We start from the raw sequence: 16,239 nt of genomic DNA on the forward strand, positions 1-16,239 counted from the left end.
AATGTGAAAGCGGCCGCGATTTCCGACAAGTTTCGTGAGACAACCGGCAGTTTCCGCAGCGCACCACTCACCCGTCTTTCCGGGGGTGCTCCGTCTCACCAACCGACAAGTTTCGTGAGATCGGACACCTTCTCACGAAAGGTGGCGGATTCTCGCGTAGTTGGCGGAACGACTCACGAAACGTGTCTGATGCTCACGAGAGGTGTCGGACCTGTGATTTTCGGCAGGGTCATCGACCCCGCCGGAAACGATCGTTTACGGCGGTGTGCGCTGTCAGGCTTGTGATGGGCTGCCGGAACGGATCACCAGAACCCGCTTTCGGCAGACGGATTCGACGTGGTCGGCTAGTGCTCATTCCTTCGTTGGTCAGCGGGGCCAGAAGTGGCGCGTCGGGCCTAGAGCAGTCGGGGCCAGACCCAGGCGAGGTCCTGGATCGACGGGGCGAGCGGTTGGTCGGGGCGGGGGAGGGCGGACGTGAGCATGAGCCCGGAGGCGATCTGCGTGATCAGTGTGGCGGACGTGTGGAGTTCTTCTCGGGTGCGGTCGGGCGCGATGTCGGTGAGTTTGAGCGTGATGATGCTCTGCACCTCGTCGGCGAGGGGGCGCAGCCGGAGCGCCTGACGTTCGGCGAGAGCGGGTGATGTCGAGAGGAGAGCGATCCGGGCGAGGAGGAGTTCGTGGTCGCTGTCCCCGGGTGTCGGGAGTCGCACGAGGTTGAGGGCGCCGGCGAGCACACCGACAGTGGTGGAGCTCAGGTATTCACGGGTGCGCTGCTCGTCGACCTGGGGGAGATCCTTGCCGAGAAGTGCGTCTTCCTTCGTGTCGAAGTGGTTGAAGAACGTGCGCTGAGCGATGCCGGCTTCCGCGCAGATCTGATCGACGGTCACTGCCGCTACGCCGTGCTCTGTGGCGAGGCGCACCGCGGCGGACTCGATGGCGCGCGCGGTGGCTCGTCCTCTCGCGTTGCTGTTCCCGCGCGCGCTCATCGTTTCGCTCATCCTCTATTCGTACCGCAGGGCGTCGATCGGGTTCTTCTTCGCCGCTCGTCGCGCGGGAAGTGTTCCGGCGAGGAAGGCGATGATGACGATGAGTGCGATGACGCCGATGATCCCGCTGGGCTGGAAGAGCAGGACGGTCAGGCCCGAGAGCCCCGAGAGAGGCCCGCTGGCGAGTGTGCCGTTGAGTGGCAGCCCGACAGCGATCGCAACGACCACGCCGAGCGCGCTGCCGAGGAAGCCGATCACGGCGGCTTCGAGGCTGAAGAGGGTGAAGATGCGGCCGCTGCCCATTCCCATCGCCTTCATCAGGCCGATCTCTCTTGTTCGTTCCTGCACGCTCATCAGGAGCGTGTTCACGATGCCGAAGGCGGCGGCAAGGAGCGCGATAATCGCGAAGGCGTTCAGCACGCCCGTGATCCCGGTGATGATCGTCTGCACGACTCCGAGTTGATCTTCGATGGTCTGGGCCGACATCCCGGCCTCGGTGATCCTGTCTTTCAGCTGCGCGATCTGAGCATCAGTGGCGTCCGCGTCGAAGTAGGCCACGGCCACCTGGTAGCGGTCGGGAGCGCTGGAGCCAGCTTTCTGCTCCTGGGCGATCGCGGCAACCAGCGCCGAGTTCGCGCCCGCTCCCGCGCTGAGCAGGCTCGTGTTCGAGACACCCACGACGGTGGCGGTCTCGGCGTGCTGTGTTCCGGTGACGTCGGTGAATCCGAGCGTAAGGGTGGCGCCCACCGCCTCTTCGTTGCTGCCCAGGTCGAGGGGATCGACATAGTCCTCGGGCAGGATCACCTGATACTCGGAGCTCGACGAGTCCAGCTGATCGCCCGCGGTGAGGTCGGCCTGGGCGATCGAAGAGGTTGGCGCGATCGTGAACTGGTACCTGTCGCTGCCATCGGCCTCCACGTAGTCGATGGCGACTGTCGACACGGGTTCCACGTCCCGGAGACCACCGATCTCAGAGAGTGTCCTGATGTCGGAGTCCGACAAAGCACTTGTGGAGCCAGTCAGCGGATTGCCGGTGCCCGTTCCGGGGCTGGAGGTCGCGGGGTCGTACTTTTGCGGACCGCTGTCGGTAGCGGTCGCGCTCGAGTCCTTGGACACGAGGAACACGTCGTTCGCGCCGAGAGACGCGACTTGCTTGGTGACGTAGTCCGACACTCCGGCCCCGAGGGCCGTCGTGAGAGTGAGGGTGAACGCGCCGATGAACAGCGCGAGGACGGTGAGGGTCGTGCGCAGCTTGCTTCGGAACGTGTTCGCGAACGCGGTCCGGATCAGATCGGTAGTCTTCATGCCGCCACCTCCGCCGTGTCGACGATGCGGCCGTCCCGAACGAGGATCTGGCGGTCGCACCGAGCGGCGAGATCCTCGTCGTGCGTGACGAGCACGAGAGTGATCCCCCGCTCCCGATTCAGCTGGAACAGCTCCTCCTCCACCAGGCTCCCCGTCGCCGAGTCCAGGTTGCCAGTGGGCTCGTCCGCGAAGATCACCGCTGGCTCACCGACCAGCGCGCGAGTGAGGACCACGCGCTGCTTCTGTCCACCGGAAAGATCGCTTGCCCGATTCTTGGCCTTGTCCTTCAGGCCGAACTTCTGCAACGCCGCAAGGCCGCGGGCGCGACGCTCGCGCCCAGAGACACCGGCAATCTTCAGCGGCAGAGTCACGTTATCCAGAACGGACGTGTTCGCGGTGAGGAAGAACTGCTGGAACACGAACCCGAACTGACGGTTGCGCAGCTCGTTCACCTCCCGCGGCCGCAGCCCGGAGGCGTCGCGCCCCTCGACGATCACGGCGCCCTCGTCCGGCGCGTCCAGGAGGGCGAGCAGATGCATCAGCGTCGACTTGCCCGACCCGCTCTTCCCGACGATCGCCACGGACTCGCCTTGCGGATCCGCACCGTGACGTCGTCGAGGGCCCGGAACCGCCCTTCGCCCTTCCCGTACCACTTGGACAGCCCACGCGCCTCCAGGAGGGGAGAGGACTCTTGCTCACTGTTCATGGCAGTAACTGTAGCAACTTTCTACAGTTACTGCCATAACGAGGCGAGCTCATCAGGTGGAACTTGCACATACCTTCCGGGCGGCCGGAAAGGATCGTTTCTGGCACGACGCCGCCGAACGGGCCAGATGGGCACCAACTAACGTCCTTCAGAACCGTCGATCTACGGAGGTAATCGGCGGGGCGTCCGCTGCCCGCCCCGGTCGACGTCGAGAAGCTTGAACCGGTCTGTCAGTATGGCGTCATGTCCGGCACACACAAGCTCGCGCCTGTACTCGCCGCACTCGCCTTGGCTGCAGCCGCGCTGGCCGGGTGCACCGCCACAGTGCCAGCGGCAGATCAGACATCTAAGTCATCCGCTCCCACGGCTGTCGGCGACCCAAGTACCGGGGCTATGCCGACGCCGGGATCGACCGAGCCGGAATCCTGCTTCGGCATGTCGGAGGTCTACGGAGACGGCGGCGGTCTGTATTGGGAACGGCGGGGGACTCTCCGAGATCTGGGCCCACGTGAGTTCGCGCGGGGCGAGGTGACAGTCGATGGGGACGGCACTCCCGTGACCTATACCGTTCAGCCTGGAGGCGTCGAGGCGGTGGTCGCTGAACGACTCTGCGCGTACTCAGCTCTTGCCTCGATGAACCACAGGCGCGACATTCACCCCGGCCAGGTGCTTTGGCTCACGCCCGACCCCGACCTCCCTTGGGTGCCGTACTACAACCCTTGGGATGCGCCTGCCGGGTTCCCGCAGATTCCTTACCAGCAGGCGATTGAGTCTGCCGGCGCGGCCGTTGACGCCGGTGATGTGGACACCGTGCGGAAGATCTGGAACGGCACCCTGAAGGCTATGTTCACCAGCCAGGAAACCGTCGCCGCCGTCCAGAAGGTCGTCGACTCCGGCGACCTCAACGCCCTCCGCCAACTCTTCTCCTGACGCGGTCATATTTCGGAGTCGGCTCCGTGGGCCGGCTACTAGGCTCACAGCGTGGACACCGCTACGCCCTTCGACCAAGCCGCGTGGGTCGCGAAACAGAGAGCGGCCAAGCGGCGACGGGTGATGTGGACCGCGCTCATCATCGCGGCAGCGCTGCTGGCATTGTTCTACGGCGGACGCGTCGCCTGGCTGACCATGATGGCGACGGAAGGGGACGTCCCGCCGGCGTCGTCGGTTCCGCTGCCGGAGGGGGCGGAGGTACTCGGCGACAGCATCGGCTGTGGAAGCGGCGGATGCTCGGTGACCTTCACCGTGCGACCTCCCGCGGGACAGTCCCCGCAGGCGCTCGCAGAAGAGATGGGCGCCACCCCGCAGATGTCGATACCCGGCACTTTCTGGGACCCTCGCACCGTCTGGGTGTCGGCGCGACCGGCGGGCAGTGTCCTGAACCTCATCGTCGACTACTGGTCCACGGAGTGGATTCCGTAGAATTCCACGCTCACGACGCTCCCGCGAGACCGGACGAGATCCAGAAGCCGTCGAATCCGGGGCCGAGGTCTTCGATCTCATCTCGATACCGAGGTGCCACGGGGGTGCAACATTGAAGTTGCAGTTCAGTTCGCCAAGAACCGTTCGATCGCTGCGATCGTCGTGGCGTTGTCGCGGTGGAGAACCGCGCGGATCCCGCAACTCTCTGCTCCCCGCGCCGGGGCGTCGTTGTCATCGATGAAGAGGACGTCCTCCGCACGCGCTCCCATCCGTCCGAGGGCGGTGAGGTACGCGCCGGCGTCCGGCTTCGCCACCCCCTGCTCGTGGCTGTAACAGATCGGATCGAAGAGGGACGAGAGCTGGAAACGTCGTTCTTCTTCCTCGCGCGCTCCATCGCCGGAGTTGGAGAGGATGGCGAGGCCGGCGCGTCCGCGCGGCGAGCGCGCATGCTCGAGGAGCTCGACATTCGCCTCGCCGCAGTATGCGTCCCACAACTGGGCTCGCATGGCCGCGACTTCCGCGTCATCGAGTGCCAGCGCGGCGGCGAACTTCTGCCAGAACTCGCCTTCGACGCCCGCCTGCAGCGTCGTGTCCGGGAGGTCGGCGGCATCGAGACGAGCGCGCAGCGCTTCGACCGTTAGCCCGAGGCGGACGCTCCAACTCTTCTCCAACATCTGCGGCCAACGGTCATCGTCGACGAGCTCGAGGACGCCGCCGATGTCGTAGAGGATCCACTTCATCCCGGCACCCTATCCTGGGCGCTTTCCTCGTCCACCGCAGGTGTGTGGGATATCGAATCTCCGCCTGACCGGCACAAAGCAATGCGATATATTGCACAGCGGGTAGAACGTCAGGTTCTACGTTCTTTCTCTCTCGCTGGAGGACATGTGGCACTGTCGGGTGGACCGCTCGAGCGCAAGTCCATGAGCGACGAGGCCTACGCCCGCTTGCAGGACGCGATCATCTCGGGTGAACTGCCCCCGGGCGAACGTCTGCGCGACTATGACCTCGCCGAGCGCCTGGGCACGTCGAAGACTCCGATCCGCCACGCGCTCGACCGTCTGGCCGATCACGGCCTCGTCGAGATGCAGCGCAACCGCTACACGCGGGTGGCCCCGATCGATCTCGAAGGAGTCCGCGACGCCGTCGACCTCTTCGGTGACATCTGGATCGGTTCCCTCCGTCATGCGAAGGCGGTGATCGAGGCCGATGACCTCGCGCACCTGACCGCGCTCGCGGACGAGGTGGTCGCGGCCGCCCACGTGCGCGACGTGGCCGGCTTCGGTATCGCGCTCCGCTCCCTCGCGACCGGGTTCGCTCGCATCGAAGGCAACGCTGCGCGCGCAGTTGCCATCGAGCGTCTCGACCCCCAGATCCGCCGATTCGCTCAGCACGCTCGTGATGCCTTCGACGCGGAGGCCGTCTCGGCGTGCGTCAAAGCACTTCGCGTGGCGCTGATCGAGCGTGACGTGGTGGAGACCAGAAGCGTGCTCGTGACTCTCTTCGACGATGTGCTCAGCGGCATGATCGACCGCGCGGAAGAACGGGGTCTCGTCCGCTCCGACCCGGAGTAGCCTCACCCCGCCGCATTCCCGGCCAATCCACAGGAACCCCAAAGGGTGTCCTCGTACTCTGGGATCTCCCAAGGGGAGTACTCCGACACGGTGGGATCGTCATTACGGATGCACGTCGCATCCCGGGCCACCGGTTCCTGTTTCACGGAATGGAGAAGACTTTGGCGGTACGGTCGTACCCCGAGTCTGGAGCCCTCATTTGGATATCACCCCGCTGATCTGGATCATCACGATCGCGATCACGATCGCTTTCTTCGTGTACGAGTTCTTCTCCCACGTTCGCACCCCGCACGAGCCGACGATCGCGGAGTCGGCGCGCTGGTCGATCTTCTACATCAGCCTCGCGCTGCTGTTCGGCGTCGGGATCGGCGTCTTCTCCGGCTGGACGTTCGGCGGCGAGTACTTCGCCGGCTACCTCACCGAGAAGGCGCTGTCGATCGACAACCTCTTCGTCTTCCTGATCGTGATGACCGGCTTCGCCGTGCCGAAGAAGTACCAGCAGAAGGTGCTGATGATCGGCATCGTGATCGCGCTGATCCTGCGAGGGATCTTCATCGCCATCGGCGCGACGCTCATCGAGAACTTCTCGTGGATCTTCTACCTGTTCGGCGCCCTGCTCCTCGTGCTCGCGTATCGCCAGGCGTTCAGCAACCATGAGAGCAACCCCGCGAACGGACGGTTCATGACGTTCGTCCGCCGTCATCTGCCCGTCAGCGACGAGTACAACGGCGACCGGCTCACGGTCGTGAAGAACGGCAAGCGCTTCGTCACGCCGATGCTGCTCACGATCATCGCCATCGGGTTCATCGACCTCGTGTTCGCCGTCGACTCGATCCCCGCGATCTACGGTCTCACCGACCAGGCCTACATCGTCTTCACGGCGAATGCCTTCGCGCTCATGGGTCTGCGCCAGCTGTACTTCCTCATCGGAGGACTGCTGGAGCGTCTCGTGTACCTGGCTCAGGGCCTCGCCGTCATCCTCGGATTCATCGGCGTCAAGCTCGTCCTGCACGCGCTGCACGTCAACGAGCTGCCGTTCATCAACGGCGGCCAGGGCGTCGAGTGGGCGCCGGAGATCCCGATCTGGTTCTCCCTGCTGTTCATCGGCGCGACCATCGCGGTGGCCACCGCCGCGAGCCTCCTCAAGACCCGTCGCGCGCCCGGCGAGGTCACCTCTTCCACCGACACCACCCCTACTCACAAGGAGCACTCTTGAGCGCGCAGCGCTGTTCTGACTCTTCGGACTCTGACAGTACGAGCGCCCGGTTCATCCCGGGCGCTCATCCCACCACAGACGAGGTGGCCCGCTGATGGGCGACCTGCTCTGGAACATCGCCCTCGTCTTCGCGTTCGTGCTGATCGGCGGTGTCTTCGCTGCGACGGAGATGGCCCTGGTCACGCTCCGCGAGAGCCAGATCAACGCGATCGGGCAACGGGGCCGCCGTGGGGCGAAGGTCGCGGCACTCGCCCGCAACCCCAACACCTTCCTCTCGGCTGTGCAGATCGGCGTGACGGTCGCGGGCTTCGCCTCGGCCGCGTACGGCGCCACATCGATCGCACCGTCCTTGGCGCCGTTGCTGGAGTCATGGGGCCTCGCCCCCGCACTCGCCCTCACGATCGCGACCGTCATCCTCACCCTCGTGATCGCCTACCTGTCGCTCGTGCTCGGAGAACTCGTGCCCAAGCGGCTCGCGATCCAGCGCAACGCCCAGTTCGCATACGCCGTGGCCCCCGCTCTCAACGGGTTCGCGGTGATCATGCGTCCGGTGATCTGGCTGCTCTCCGTGTCGACCGACGCGCTCGTGCGACTGCTCGGCGGTGACCCCCGGAAGATGGGCGACGAGATGACCGACGAGGAGGTGCGCGACATCGTCGCGAGCCACCAGGGTCTGCCCGAAGACGAACGCCGCATCCTCGACGATGTGCTGTCCTTGCGGGGACGCCAGGTCAGCGAGGTCATGCGACCGCGGCCGGAGGTCGTGGCCCTCGACGAAGATGCCAACGTCGGTGATGTGCTGGCCCAGGTGCGGGACCTCCCGTATTCGCGCTACCCCGTCTCGAACACGTCCATCGACGACATCGCGGGGTTCGTCCACGTACGGGACCTGTTCGAGGCGTCGTCCGACGACCCAGCGCGTCCGCTCCGTGCGCTCGTCCGCGACATCCCGTACATCCCCTCCAGCGCGCGCGTCCTGCCCACGCTGACGCGGATGCGGGCCGAAGGGCACCACATCGCGGTCGTCGTCGACGAGTACGGCGGCACGGACGGTCTCGTCACGTTGGAGGACCTCGTCGAGGAGGTCGTCGGCGAGATCTTCGACGAGTACGACGCCGAGGAGTACTTCTCCGCGGAAGAGGGACTCGACGGGCGGCTCAACCTGCAGGACTTCGAGGAGGCGACCGGGCTGGCGATGCCGCGGGGCTCGTCCGACACGATCGCAGGTTTCGTGACCGAGCAGTTGGGTCGCCTCGCGGTCGTCGGCGACACGGTCGAGGTGCCCGGTGCCTCGATTCAGGTCATGGCCCTGGATCGTCGTCGCATCTCCCGTGTGCGGGTCACACCGCAGGAGAGCCCGGAGCCCGTCGAGGACTGATGCCGACGGGTGAGCCTTCTCGTCAGGGGCGCACGCCGGTGAGCCGCTCGGCGGCCGCCCACACCGCGGCTCCGGTCGTGGGGGAGCGGACCTCGTCCGAGGCTGTCACTCGTCGTGGTGCCCCACGGAACTCGAGCAGTCCACCCGGTCCCCAGTAGTCGCCGTTCACCACCTCCGCGGAGGTCGCCGCGTGCACGATGGGCAGCGCTCCGCCGTCCTTGCCCTGCACGAGCATCCGAGTGGGCGCCGTCAGGGCGCGGAGGAAACCGGAGACGTGGGCGAGGCCGGGGCGCGGGGGAGTGAGCGGGTCGACGGCATAGCCCGGGTGCGCGACGACCGCCGACCGCGAAGAGTCCGACCAACGCCGTGCGAGCTCGAAAGCGAAGGCCATCAACAGGGCCTTCGAGCGTCCGTACTGGCGGAGCGAGGAACCGCTCCACGGGGCGTCGAGGGTCGCGGGGTCGAGCCGCGCGAAACGGTGTGCGATCGAGCCCACCGCGACCACGCGGGCATCCGGTGTGAAGAGCGGTTCGAGCTGCGCCACGAGGGCGAAGTGGCCGAGGAAGTTGGTGCCCACCATGAGGTCGAAGCCGTCGCTCGTACGCGCCGCAGGGTCGGCCGCCTTCACCCCCGCGTTGCAGATCACCACATCGATCCGCTCGCCCACCTCCGCAGCGGCGTGAGTGATGCTGTCGAGCGAGCCGAGGTCGAGCGCCAGCACGTGCAGCTCGGCATCCGGCACGCGGCTCCGGATCGCCGAGGCCGCCGTCTGCGCGCGCTCCGATGAGCGGCAGCCCAACAACACGCGGGCTCCGCGAGCGGCCAGCTGCTCGGCGCACCAGTAGCCGATGCCCGCGTTCGCCCCGGTGACCAGCACCGTGCGTCCGCGCAGGTCTCCGGCAGGCGTGAGAGGAGCGGCATCCATCTCCCTAACTTAGGCGCTGTGCGCGCCGACGGTCAGTGGCCGTGGTCGTGGTCGTCCTCGTTCTCGAGGAGCATTCCGATCGAGGTGGCGCAGGCGTCGCCCTTCCAGGCCTCGATGCCCTCGCGCACGGCGAAGGCGGCGATCACGAGTCCGGCGACGGCATCGGCCCACCACCACCCCAGCAGCGAGTTGACGACCAAGCCGATCAGCACGGCGGCGGAGAGGTACGTGCAGATGAGAGTCTGCTTCGAGTCCGCGACCGCCGTCGCCGATCCGAGCTCCCGGCCCGCGCGACGTTCGGCGAACGACAGGAACGGCATGACCGCGACGCTGACCGCCGTGAGGATGATGCCGATCGTGCTGTGCTCCGGACGCTCGGCCGTGACCAGTGCGGTCACGGAGGTCGCGGTGACATAGGCGGCGAGGGCGAAGAACGCCACGGCGATCACGCGCAAGGTGGGTTTCTCCCAGCGCTCCGGATCGCGGCGGGTGAACTGCCAGGCGACGGCGGCCGCGGACAGCACCTCGATCGTCGAGTCCAGCCCGAAGCCGATGAGAGCCGCGGACGATGCGACCGTCCCCGCCGTGATCGCGATGATCGCCTCGACCACGTTGTAGCCGATCGTGACGCCGACGAGGAGGCGGATGCGACGATGCAGGGTCTCCCGACGCGCGTCGGTGAGCGTCGACGACATCAGCAGGTGCATCCTTCACCCGAACAGCAGTCCGGTTCGACGATGAGGGTGACCCGCAGGAGCATGTCGAGGGCCGGTGCGAGGTGACGGTCGGCGAGACGATAGCTGCTGCGACGGCCATCGGGCACGCTCTCGACGAGCCCACAGCCGCGGAGACAGGCGAGGTGGTTCGACAGGGCCTGGCGGGAGACGCCGAGGGCTTCGGCCAGATCAGCGGGGTAGCCGGGGGCTTCGCGCAGAGCGAGGAGCACGCCGGCGCGGGTCGGGTCGGAGAGTGCGTGTCCCAGGCGAGCGACGGCGGATGTGTGGGTCAGCGATGCGAGAGCGGTCGTCACGCACTCGATCATACAGAAAACCGTGAATTCATGTACTCATGTATTAAACGAGAGGGGGCGCGACGACGTCTCGCGCCCCCGGACGATCAGCGGATCGCGTACACCGCGCTGCCGATGATCACGGCGACGACGGTCGTCCAGCCGATGATGGCGATGGCCTGCCAGAAGAGGATGCGCGCCTTCCCGATGCCGGAGGCGGCGAGCATCGTCGCGGTGAACTGCGTCGGCAGCAGGAGCGGGCCGAGCAGGCTGACGCCGGGTACGCCGTAGCGTTCGAAGGCGCGCTGGAACTTCTCCTTCCGGGCGGAACCGCGCCCGGAGTCGACGGCTTCCGCTGCCGGTGCCGTTTCCGTCGTGCCGCCGCCGGCGAGGACAGCGTTCCTGGCACGCGAGCGGTTCACGACCGCCTGACGCGCACCGGAGCTCGCCAGCACCAGCACCGCGACGCACAGGAAGTTGCCGACCATCGCGGCGATCGCCGCGACCACCGGAGGGATGCCGCCGAGGATCCCGATGCTCACCGCGCCCTCGCCCTCGATGAACGGGATCGCGCCGGCGAGGGCGACGATGAGCGGCTGCACGAGCTCGGGGACCTGGGCGACCAGGTTCTGGAAGGTCTCGATGAGGTTCATAGGGTGCTCCCTGCTGTCGGTGCGAGCGGCGTCTCCGCTGCGATGACTCCAGTCCAGCCGAGGAGCAGCCGTGGCGGCAGTGTCGGCTCGTCACCTGTTCCCCTGCGGTTCGCACGGTGATCCCGTGACATGTGTCACGCCTCTATCGTGGGAGCGTGAGTTCCGTCCCGCCCCTCCCCGTCGCCGATCCGACGCCCGGCTCGCGCCAGCTCGCCCGGGGCATCACCGCCACCTGGTGGTACACCGCGAGCGCCGTGGTGTTCTTCGAGCTGATGCTGGTCGTCGCGTGGACCGGCATCACCGCCGCCGTCGATCTGCGCGGCGGCGCGATCCTCGTCGTCGCGATCGGTGGCGTGCTCTGGTGTGCGTCGACCATGCTGCTGCTCGCCGATTACCGCAGCCGTATCGACGCGGGTCCCGGCATCGCCTGGGGGCGCCTGGCCGTGCCCTTCCTGGTTGCGGTCGCATACGGATTGGTGGCGGGGTCGGCGGTCGGGAGCTGGGCGCTCGCTGCCATGCCGGTCGCGCAGTTCTTCGTGCTCCTGCGATGGCCGCGCGGAATCCGAATGCGCGTGGCCGCGACGGCGACCCTGCTGCTCGTGGCCCTGACGGTGGTCGACTCGACCGCGAGAGGCCTCGACACGGGCCTCCCGTTCTGGCTGCCCGCTGTGTATGCCGTCCTGCTGCCGGCGATGACCGTGAGCTCGCTCTGGTGGTGGGATGTCCTGGTCACGCTCGACCGGGCCCGCGCTTCCGAGGCCAAGCTCGCCGCGACGCAGGAGCGCCTGCGGGTGGCGACCGACGTGCACGACCTGCAGGGGCATCATCTCCAGGTCATCGCGTTGCAGCTGGAACTCGCGGAGCGGCTCCTGCCGACCGATGCGGAGGCCGGGATGGAACAGCTCCGGGCCGCGCGACTCAGTGTCGACGAGGCGCGGCAGGGGACCAGAGACCTCGCGACCCGCTTCCGGTCCGTTCCGCTCGGCGATGAGCTCGCCAACGCGCGGGATCTCCTGACCGCAGCGGGTCTCACCGTGGAGGCCGTGATCGATCCGGATGCCGATGCCGCACCGGGGACTGCGCTGGGGCCGGTGATCCGGGAGACCACGACGAATGTGCTGCGCCACGGGGGTGGCCGTCGCGCGCGGCTGCAGCTGGCACGGATCGGTGATTCCTGGCGATACGAGATCGCGAACGACAGGATGCCCGGCGCGCCGCTCGATCACGACGGATCCGGCCTCGAGGGGGTTCGGCGACGGATCGAGGAGGCGCACGGTTCTCTGGAGGTGCGGCGCGATGCCGACGAGTTCGCGGTCGTCGTGACCGTTCCGTCGCAGTCGGAGGAGGGGCGTTGATCCGCGTGCTGCTCGCCGACGACGAGGCGATGATCCGCTCTGCGCTCGCCGCACTGCTGCGACTCGAAGCCGACATCGACGTCGTCGCGGAGTGCGCCGACGGCGAGCAGGCCGTCGCCGAGGCGCTGCGCCTGCACCCCGACGTGTGTCTGCTGGACCTGGAGATGCCCGGACTGGACGGGGTGCAGGTCGCCGAGAAACTGCACCGGGCGATCGCAACGCGCTGCGTGGTGGTCACCCGTCATGCGCGTCCGGGGGTGCTGCGGCGAGCCCTGGCCTCCGGCGTCTCCGGTTTCCTGCCCAAGTCCCGGGGTGCGGACGAGGTCGCCGCCGTCATCCGCCGTGTCGCGGCAGGAGCCCGCTATGTCGATCCGGAGATCGCGGCGGACGCTCTGAGCGATGAGCGCTCGCCCCTCACCGATCGCGAGCTCGATGTGCTGCGCGCGGGGCGGCGCGGGGAGACGACCGGTCAGATCGCGCGGGCTCTCGCTCTCGCGCCCGGCACCGTGCGCAACCACATCTCCGTCATCCTCGGCAAACTCGCCGTCGACACCCGCCAGCAGGCTGTGCTCACCGCCGAGGAACGCGGCTGGATCTGAGCGCCGATATGCTGGCACGCATGGGAACAATATGCGCCGCGCCCGTGATGGGGCGCACCCTCGTGTTCCGCGACCGCCGCGCCTGACGGCGCGCTCGCTCACCGCACGCATCTGCGCGCCGTCCACCGAGATGTCATCGCACCTCGGGACGGGCAGAACTCACTGACGCCTCTTCGCGTCCTCCCTCCTTCCGAGGTGCTCCGATTCGTCTTCTGGAGCGCACTCATGCCTCGTTCACCCCATGGCGGCCGTCACGAACTCGGCCAGAACTTCCTCACCCACCGTCCGACCCTCGCCCGGATCACGGCTCTCGTCGACCGCACGTCCGGACCGATCCTCGAATTGGGGTGCGGCGATGGCGCCCTCACGCGCCGACTCGCGGGGCTCGGCCGACCGCTCACGGCTATCGACATCGACGAGCACCGGGTGCGGCGGTTGCGCGCGGCCCTGCCCGGGGTCCGCATCGAGTTCGGGGACGCGACCCGTCATCCCCTTGCTGCCGCCGTGGTCGTCGGCAACATCCCGTTCCACGTGACCACCCCCATCCTCCGGCGTCTTCTGTCGCGGAAGGAGTGGAGGGAGGCCGTGCTGCTGACTCAGTGGGAGGTGGCGCGCAAGCGTGCGGGCGTCGGTGGCGGCACCATGATGACCGCGCAGTCGGCTCCGTGGTTCGCCTTCTCCCTCGAGGGGAGGGTCCCGGCCTGGGGCTTCTCCCCGCAACCGAGCGTCGACGGGGGCGTGCTCACGATCACGCGACGGGCCTCACCGCTCGTTCCGGTGTCCGACCGACGGGGGTACGAGGCGTTCGTCCGTGCGATGTTCACGGGGAGAGGGGCCACGCTTCCCGCGGTGCTGGCGGCGGCGACTCGCGCTCCGATGTCGCGCGCGCGGCGCGCCGTGGTGGCAGCCGACGCGACCAGCTGTCGATGGCCGCGGGATCTGCGTCCGGAGCACTGGGCGGCGCTCTGGCGTGAGGTCTCCCGCGGATGAGGCACGGGATCGTGACTCCGCTGTCGGACGGCGGAGGTACTCTCGACGCATGTCCGCCTTCGGCACGCTCGCGACCCCGGTCGGCGTCATCGGGGTCGTGAGCGACGGTGCGGCCGTCACCCGGGTCACGTGGCGAACCACTCCGCCCGGCGGCGGTGTGGTCGTGCCCGACACCGGGTCCGATCCCCTGCTGGTCGAGGCGCTCGCACAGTTGGCGGCCTACTTCGACGGCACACTGCGTCGCTTCGATCTGCCGGTCGATCTCGGCCCGCAGACCGAGGCCACGCGTGCTGTCCTCACCGCACTCCATGAGACCGTGGCGCACGGAGAGACGATCACGTACGGCGGTCTCGCCGCGCGCAGTGGCACCGACGTGCCGGCCCGGGGGATCGGCTCGATCATGGGCGCGAACCCGGTTCCGCTGATCGTGCCGTGTCACCGCGTCGTCGCCGGCGATGGGCTGGGCGGCTATTCCGGCGGAGAAGAGGGGCACGGCCTCGAGACGAAGCGCTGGCTGCTGGAGCATGAGGGGGCGCTCCCGAGCTCCCTGTTCTGACGGCGAGGGGTGGCGTCCGTCATCCCGTCACTCGGACCGGGAACACCCTGCGAGAATGGACGTGCCGAGTCCCGAGCCGAGGAGCCAACGTGCAGTTCATCTCCACCCGCGGCGGCATGCAGCCGCAGACGTTCAGCGAGACGCTGTTGGAGGGCCTCGCGCCCGATGGCGGGCTGGCGGTGCCGGAGACCATGCCGGTCGTCGACGGTGAGACGCTCGAGCGCTGGCGGGCACTGACCTATCCACAGCTCGCGACAGAGGTGCTCGGACTGTTCGCGACCGACATCCCTCGCGCAGACCTGGCCCGGATGACCGCCGCCGCGTACGCCGACTTCCCTGACGGCGTCGTGCCGCTGCGGGCGATCGATGACGAACTCACCCTCGTCGGGCTCTCCGAGGGGCCGACGCTCGCGTTCAAGGACATGGCCATGCAGTTCCTCGGCCAGGTGCTCGAGTACACGCTGGAGCGCAAGGGATCGGTGCTCAACATCCTCGGCGCGACCTCGGGCGACACCGGGTCGGCGGCCGAGCACGCGCTGCGGGGCAAGGAGCGCGTCGCGGTGTTCATGCTGTCACCGCAAGGGCGCATGAGCGCGTTCCAGCGCGCGCAGATGTTCTCCCTCGACGACGCGAACGTGCACAACATCGCCGTCGAGGGTGTCTTCGACGACTGTCAGAACCTCGTCAAGAAGCTCGCCGGCGACCTCGACTTCAAGCGTGCCCACCACCTCGGTGCCGTGAACTCCATCAACCTGGCACGCATCACTGCGCAGACGGTCTACTACTTCTGGGCGTGGCTGCGGGCGACCGATGCAGGCGGCTGGACCGAGCTGTCGTTCACCGTTCCGTCGGGCAACTTCGGCAACATCCTCTCCGGGTTCTTCGCGAAGCAGATGGGCTTGCCGATCCGTCGCCTGGTGCTCGCCGCGAATGAGAACAACGTGCTGGACGAGTTCTTCCGCACGGGTGTCTACCGCCCGCGCAGCGCCGCCCAGACGCTCGCGACCTCCAGTCCGTCGATGGACATCTCGAAGGCGTCGAACCTGGAGCGTTTCATCTTCGAGCTGGTCGGCCGTGACGCGGAGCGCGTCGTCGGTGCCTGGCGTGAGCTCGACGAGAGCGGCTTCTTCGACTTCTCCGCGGAGCAGGAGCGCTTCGTCGAGGAGTTCGGGATCGTCAGCGGCACCTCGACGCACGAGGACCGGTTGGCGACGATCCGCTCGGTGTACGAGACGACGGGAGAGGTCATCGACCCGCACACGGCCGACGGTGTCAAGGTCGCGCGAGAGCACGTCGAGCCCGGTGTTCCCATGCTCGTGCTCGAGACGGCGAAGCCCGAGAAGTTCGCTGAGACGATCCACGAGGCGCTCGGAGTGGAGCTCGGCTACGCACCCGAGCTGCAGGAGATGCTGGACGCACCGCAGCACGTGACCGAGATGCCCGACGACGAGCACGCACTCCGTGAGTTCATCGCCGCGAACGCTGTGAGCTGAGCGCACCCGCACATCCGCACATCCGCGCCTCCCGCGTCCCCGCATCCCCTCCGCCTCCACCCGTCGACACCCCCG

At 67.6% G+C, this 16,239-nt stretch carries 18 protein-coding genes; 10 read left to right on the forward strand and 8 right to left on the reverse strand.

Annotation, left to right across the window (positions count from 1 at the left end; translation table 11 throughout):
* Nucleotides 1–395: 395 nt before the first annotated feature.
* From E0W80_RS18465 to E0W80_RS18475, 3 genes are read right to left on the reverse strand one after another with little or no spacing between them, the layout of a single operon-like run.
* The gene (locus E0W80_RS18465) at nucleotides 396–998 is read right to left on the reverse strand and encodes a TetR/AcrR family transcriptional regulator (protein ID WP_131494475.1); all 603 of its coding nucleotides are present in this window, start codon (nucleotides 996–998) and stop codon (nucleotides 396–398) included.
* A 3-nt stretch (nucleotides 999–1,001) separates the two neighbouring features.
* On the reverse strand, nucleotides 1,002–2,291 hold the full coding sequence (locus E0W80_RS18470) for an ABC transporter permease (protein WP_131494476.1): 1,290 nt from the start codon (nucleotides 2,289–2,291) through the stop codon (nucleotides 1,002–1,004).
* Nucleotides 2,288–2,872, reverse strand: a complete 585-nt coding sequence (locus tag E0W80_RS18475) for an ATP-binding cassette domain-containing protein (protein WP_131494477.1) — start codon at nucleotides 2,870–2,872, stop codon at nucleotides 2,288–2,290. The genes E0W80_RS18470 and E0W80_RS18475 overlap by 4 nt, the downstream gene beginning before the upstream one ends.
* A gap of 680 nt (nucleotides 2,873–3,552) precedes the next feature.
* Between E0W80_RS18475 and E0W80_RS18480 the strand changes: the two genes are divergently transcribed.
* A complete protein-coding gene (locus E0W80_RS18480) occupies nucleotides 3,553–3,927 on the forward strand; it encodes a hypothetical protein (protein ID WP_131494478.1) in 375 nt (124 codons plus the stop codon).
* Between the two features lie 51 nt (nucleotides 3,928–3,978).
* On the forward strand, nucleotides 3,979–4,416 hold the full coding sequence (locus E0W80_RS18485) for a hypothetical protein (protein ID WP_131494479.1): 438 nt from the start codon (nucleotides 3,979–3,981) through the stop codon (nucleotides 4,414–4,416).
* Nucleotides 4,417–4,541: 125 nt separating this feature from the next.
* On the opposite strand, the gene E0W80_RS18490 is transcribed toward E0W80_RS18485, so the two are convergent.
* Complete coding sequence (locus tag E0W80_RS18490) at nucleotides 4,542–5,156, reverse strand: HAD family hydrolase (RefSeq protein ID WP_240740587.1); 615 nt, start codon at nucleotides 5,154–5,156, stop codon at nucleotides 4,542–4,544.
* A 147-nt stretch (nucleotides 5,157–5,303) separates the two neighbouring features.
* Between E0W80_RS18490 and E0W80_RS18495 the strand changes: the two genes are divergently transcribed.
* From E0W80_RS18495 to E0W80_RS18505, 3 genes are all read left to right on the forward strand, one after another.
* Nucleotides 5,304–5,990: a GntR family transcriptional regulator gene (locus E0W80_RS18495; protein ID WP_240740588.1), complete on the forward strand. Its 687-nt coding sequence runs from the start codon at nucleotides 5,304–5,306 to the stop codon at nucleotides 5,988–5,990.
* 199 nt (nucleotides 5,991–6,189) lie between these two features.
* Nucleotides 6,190–7,206 (forward strand): TerC family protein, encoded by a 1,017-nt coding sequence (locus E0W80_RS18500; protein WP_131494480.1) that lies wholly within the window; start codon nucleotides 6,190–6,192, stop codon nucleotides 7,204–7,206.
* Between the two features lie 94 nt (nucleotides 7,207–7,300).
* Complete coding sequence (locus E0W80_RS18505; protein WP_131494481.1) at nucleotides 7,301–8,584, forward strand: hemolysin family protein; 1,284 nt, start codon at nucleotides 7,301–7,303, stop codon at nucleotides 8,582–8,584.
* Between the two features lie 22 nt (nucleotides 8,585–8,606).
* On the opposite strand, the gene E0W80_RS18510 is transcribed toward E0W80_RS18505, so the two are convergent.
* The 4 genes from E0W80_RS18510 to E0W80_RS18525 all read right to left on the reverse strand — a co-directional run bounded on the left by E0W80_RS18510 (nucleotide 8,607) and on the right by E0W80_RS18525 (nucleotide 11,171).
* Nucleotides 8,607–9,509 carry an SDR family NAD(P)-dependent oxidoreductase gene (locus E0W80_RS18510; RefSeq protein ID WP_131494482.1) on the reverse strand — a complete coding sequence of 301 codons (903 nt, stop codon included), beginning with the start codon at nucleotides 9,507–9,509 and terminating at the stop codon, nucleotides 8,607–8,609.
* Nucleotides 9,510–9,541: 32 nt separating this feature from the next.
* Nucleotides 9,542–10,204: a cation transporter gene (locus E0W80_RS18515; RefSeq protein ID WP_131494483.1), complete on the reverse strand. Its 663-nt coding sequence runs from the start codon at nucleotides 10,202–10,204 to the stop codon at nucleotides 9,542–9,544.
* Nucleotides 10,204–10,539, reverse strand: coding sequence for a metalloregulator ArsR/SmtB family transcription factor (locus tag E0W80_RS18520; RefSeq protein WP_134352982.1), 336 nt, complete (start codon nucleotides 10,537–10,539; stop codon nucleotides 10,204–10,206). Before E0W80_RS18520 ends, E0W80_RS18515 begins: the two co-directional genes overlap by 1 nt.
* Before the next feature lie 86 nt (nucleotides 10,540–10,625).
* Nucleotides 10,626–11,171: a small multidrug efflux protein gene (locus tag E0W80_RS18525; protein WP_131494485.1), complete on the reverse strand. Its 546-nt coding sequence runs from the start codon at nucleotides 11,169–11,171 to the stop codon at nucleotides 10,626–10,628.
* Nucleotides 11,172–11,326: 155 nt separating this feature from the next.
* Here E0W80_RS18525 and E0W80_RS18530 point away from each other — a divergent pair, with 155 nt between their 5' ends.
* From E0W80_RS18530 to thrC, 5 genes are all read left to right on the forward strand, one after another.
* The gene (locus tag E0W80_RS18530; RefSeq protein ID WP_131494486.1) at nucleotides 11,327–12,526 is read left to right on the forward strand and encodes a histidine kinase; all 1,200 of its coding nucleotides are present in this window, start codon (nucleotides 11,327–11,329) and stop codon (nucleotides 12,524–12,526) included.
* Entirely contained in the window at nucleotides 12,523–13,125 is a 603-nt protein-coding gene (locus E0W80_RS18535; protein WP_131494487.1) for a response regulator transcription factor, read from the forward strand. Before E0W80_RS18530 ends, E0W80_RS18535 begins: the two co-directional genes overlap by 4 nt.
* Before the next feature lie 225 nt (nucleotides 13,126–13,350).
* Nucleotides 13,351–14,115 carry an rRNA adenine N(6)-methyltransferase family protein gene (locus tag E0W80_RS18540; RefSeq protein WP_131494488.1) on the forward strand — a complete coding sequence of 255 codons (765 nt, stop codon included), beginning with the start codon at nucleotides 13,351–13,353 and terminating at the stop codon, nucleotides 14,113–14,115.
* A gap of 49 nt (nucleotides 14,116–14,164) precedes the next feature.
* Entirely contained in the window at nucleotides 14,165–14,671 is a 507-nt protein-coding gene (locus E0W80_RS18545) for a methylated-DNA--[protein]-cysteine S-methyltransferase (RefSeq protein WP_131494489.1), read from the forward strand.
* 89 nt (nucleotides 14,672–14,760) lie between these two features.
* Complete coding sequence (thrC, locus tag E0W80_RS18550; RefSeq protein ID WP_131494490.1) at nucleotides 14,761–16,164, forward strand: threonine synthase; 1,404 nt, start codon at nucleotides 14,761–14,763, stop codon at nucleotides 16,162–16,164.
* Nucleotides 16,165–16,239 lie beyond the last annotated feature (75 nt).

Source organism: Microbacterium sp. PI-1, from assembly GCF_004337555.1.
GTDB lineage: Bacteria > Actinomycetota > Actinomycetes > Actinomycetales > Microbacteriaceae > Microbacterium > Microbacterium aurugineum.